This window comes from Brevundimonas sp. (assembly GCF_032107865.1).
GTDB lineage: Bacteria > Pseudomonadota > Alphaproteobacteria > Caulobacterales > Caulobacteraceae > Brevundimonas.
On record NZ_DAMCNG010000253.1, the window covers coordinates 1 to 3,583 of the forward strand.

The 3,583-nt window shown below is 68.5% G+C and carries 3 protein-coding genes; all 3 read right to left on the minus strand.

The genetic code is table 11. From position 1 onward, the window contains the following. Positions 1–1,405, minus strand: a 1,405-nt coding sequence (locus RT567_RS14955) for an ATP-binding protein (RefSeq protein ID WP_313577041.1), incomplete at its 3' end; no start/stop codon positions are given. A gap of 9 nt (positions 1,406–1,414) precedes the next feature. Next, positions 1,415–2,086 carry a response regulator transcription factor gene (locus tag RT567_RS14960; protein WP_087140993.1) on the minus strand — a complete coding sequence of 224 codons (672 nt, stop codon included), beginning with the start codon at positions 2,084–2,086 and terminating at the stop codon, positions 1,415–1,417. Positions 2,087–2,151: 65 nt separating this feature from the next. Next, positions 2,152–3,583 (minus strand): Do family serine endopeptidase (locus RT567_RS14965; RefSeq protein WP_313577042.1); only part of this gene is annotated, 1,432 nt, incomplete at its 5' end.

A 3,583-nucleotide genomic window follows, 5' to 3' on the forward strand; every position in this document is an offset into this window, starting at 1 on the left:
CGGGCAGGATCAGGGCTACGCGCAGGCCCGGCCCGCGCCCGTCATAGACGCCCGGCCCCTCGTCCAGTTGGATGCGCCCGCCGTGCGCCTCGGCCACCGCCGTCACCAGCGACAGGCCCAGGCCCGACCCCGGCTCGGTGCGGCTGTTGTCCAGTCGGACGAAGCGTTGCAGCACGCGCTCGCGATCCTCGTCCGGCACGCCCGGTCCGTTGTCGGTGACGGAAAACTCCACATCGCCCGACGAACGGCGGCGCGCGCGGAACATCACCGCCCCGCCTTCGGGCGTATATTTGATGGCGTTGTCGATCAGATTGGCGAGCGCCTGGGCCAGGAAGGGCTGGTTGCCCTCGATCAGCAGCCCCTTCTCGATCTCGGCGGCGAACTCCAGCCCCTTGTCCTCGCCCGCCGGTTCGTACAGCTCGGCCATGTCGGCGGCCAGGTCTGCGGCGTCGAACACCTTGGGATCCGGCGCCCCGCCCGCCTGCAGACGGGCGATGGCCAGGACGGTGTTGAAGGTCTTCAGCAAGGCGTCCGCCTCGTCCAGCGCCACGCCGAGAGCGTCGACGCCCGACGTCCGTCCCGCCTCGGCGTCGATCAGGGCGACCTCCATCTTGGCCTTCATCCGGTTCAGCGGGGTCCGCAGGTCATGGGCGATGGCGTCGCCCGCGTGGCGGATCGAGGCCATCGAGCCCTCCAGCCGATCCAGCATCCCGTTCAGCCCCTCGGCCAGTTCGTCCAGTTCGTCGCCGGAGTGGCGGATCGGCACGCGGGTCTTCAGGTCGCCCTCCTGCACCGCCGCCACCACGCGGTTCAGACCGGCCATGGCGCGCTCGACGCCCCGGCTGATCCACAGCCCGCCGCCGACGCCCAGCACCAGCACCATGACCATCGCGCCCCACAGGGCCTGAGTCAGCCGCGCCAGATAGGCCTCGATGTCGCCGATGTCCTCGCCGACGAACAGGTGCTCGCCGCCCGACAGGGTCGTTTCCACGCCAATGGCGCCGCGACGGCGCACGCGCCCGTCTTCGTCCGTGTCGGTCAGTCGAAAATCGTCCCAGCGCGCGGTCGACGGCGGCGCGTCCGCCTTGGGCGGGTCCAGCGGCGATTCCGAGACATTGCCGGTGATGACGGAACGATCCGGCGCCATCAGCAGATAGAGATAGGGCCCGCCCTTCAGCGTGCGCTCGACCAGCACCTGGTTCAACGCATCGCGCCCCCGTGTGCGATAGACGGCGGTCAGCCCCTCGACCTCAGCCTTGACGCTGGCCTCGGCCCGCGCCCGCGCCTCGGACGCCGAGGCGAAATAGACATAGGCCAGCACCGCACTAGCCGTCGCCACGAACAGCGCCAGAAACAGCAGCGTCAGCCGAAAGGGCGTCCGTCGAAAGAGCGAGGGCAGTTTCATGCCAGGGCCTTACGCCTCCAGCCGGTACCCCGCGCCGCGCACGGTCTGCAGCATGGCCTTGTCGAAGCCCTTGTCGATCTTGGAGCGCAGGCGGCTGATGTGCACGTCGATGACGTTGGTCTGAGGGTCGAAGTGGTACTCCCAGACCTTCTCCAGCAGCATGGTGCGCGTGACCGACTGGCCCGCGTGGCGCATCAGGAATTCCAGCAACTGGAACTCACGCGGCTGCAGGTCGATCTCCTGACCGTTGCGGTGAACGGTGCGGGCGATCAGGTTCATCTCCAGCTCGCCGACCTTGAGCACGGTCTGCACCCCGCCCGTCTCGCGACGGCGCGACAGGGCCTCGACCCGCGCGACCAGTTCGGCCAGGGCGTAGGGCTTGACCAGATAGTCGTCGGCGCCCGCCTTCAGGCCCGTGACTCGGTCCTCGACCTCGCCCAGGGCGGACAGGAACAGCACCGGCGTCTGATCGCCGCCCTTGCGCACCATCTCGACCATGCCCACGCCGTCCAGGCGCGGCATCATGCGGTCCACGACATAGACGTCATAGCCGCCCTTCTGCGTTTCCAGCAGGCCGAAGGCGCCGTCCACCGCATGGGTGACTTCGTGCCCGGCCTCGCTGAGGCCGCGCACCATGGCGGTCGCGGCTTCAGCGTCGTCCTCAACCACCAGAATACGCATGCAGCCTCCCAAAAAAGATTCGGCGGCGATGTTAGCGCATCGCCGCCGATCCCGTGAGTTACGCCTTATTCAGACTTGGCGAAGGGCAGAACCACCGAAGAGTTGCCTGCTGGTGTCCGCACCAACAGGAAGACCCCCGGACGCCCGGCTGCGCGCGCTGCGTCGACAGCCGCCTTCAAGTCGGCCTCAGTGCGGACCACGCGGTTGTTGGCGCGCTGGATCACCGTACCGACGGGCATGCGCATCTTGCCCGCTTCCGAACGCGGAGCGACAGCGGTGACCACCACGCCCTGCATATCCTCCGGTATCGAATAGCGCTGACGCAGGGCTGCAGTGATCGGCGTCACGGTCATGCCCTCGATCGACTGGCCGACAGCCGCACCGTCCTCGCCCGGTTGCTGAGCGCCCGAATCCTGGCCGCCGTTCAGCTCGGCTTCTGACGGACGGGTGCCGGCGCGGATGTTCAGTGTCTGGCGCTTGCCGTCGCGCAGAACTTCCAGCCGCAGCGTATCGCCGGGCCGGGCGCGCGCCACGCGGCGGGTCAGTTCGGTCGAGCTGTCGACCGCCTCGCCGTTCACGCTGGTGACAACATCGCCGATCTGCATGCCGCCGCGCTCGCCGGGAGCGCCGGCGGTCACCTCGGCGACATAGGCGCCCTTGGTATCTTCGCTCAAGCCCAGGGCCGCCGCCGCCTCCTTGGACAGGGTCTGGATCTGAACGCCCAGATAGCCGCGCTCGACGCTTTCGCCGCGCATCAGCTTATCGGCGACTGCCTTGGCCGTGCTGGCCGGAATGGCGAAACCGATGCCGACCGAGCCGCCCGACGGCGAGAAGATCGCCGTGTTCACGCCGATCACGCGACCATAGATGTCGAAGGTCGGCCCGCCCGAGTTGCCCCGGTTGATGGCGGCGTCGATCTGCAGATATTCGTTGTAGCCAGCCGGATCGATGTCGCGCGACTTGGCCGAGACGATGCCCGCCGTCGCCGTGCCACCCAGGCCGAAGGGGTTGCCGACAGCGATGACCCAGTCGCCGACGCGCGGCTCGGCGGTCTCTTCAAAGCTGACGAACGGGAAGGCCGAACCTTCGACCTTGATCACAGCCAGGTCGGTGCCTTCGTCGCGGCCGATCAGCTTGCCCTTCAACTCGCGGCCGTCGCTGAACTTGACGTTGATCTCCTCGGCGTTCTCGACGACGTGGTTGTTGGTGACGATGAAACCGTCCGCTGAGATCAGGAAGCCCGAACCGGCGCCCAGGGCCGTGGTCGAGTTGTCCTCTTCGCCCTCTTCCGAGCCGCCCGGCGCGCCGGGGATGGGCACGGCGCCGAAGCCGGGAATCTGGAACACGCCGCCGCGCGGGCGCTGGACGCGGGTCTTCACGTCGATCTGCACCACGGCGGGGGCGACCTGCTGGAAGATGTCGGCGAAGCTGAGCGGCGCGCCCTGCGGCGGGGCGAAGGCCAAGGCTCCGGCCCCGGCCGAAGGAACCAGCTGTCCG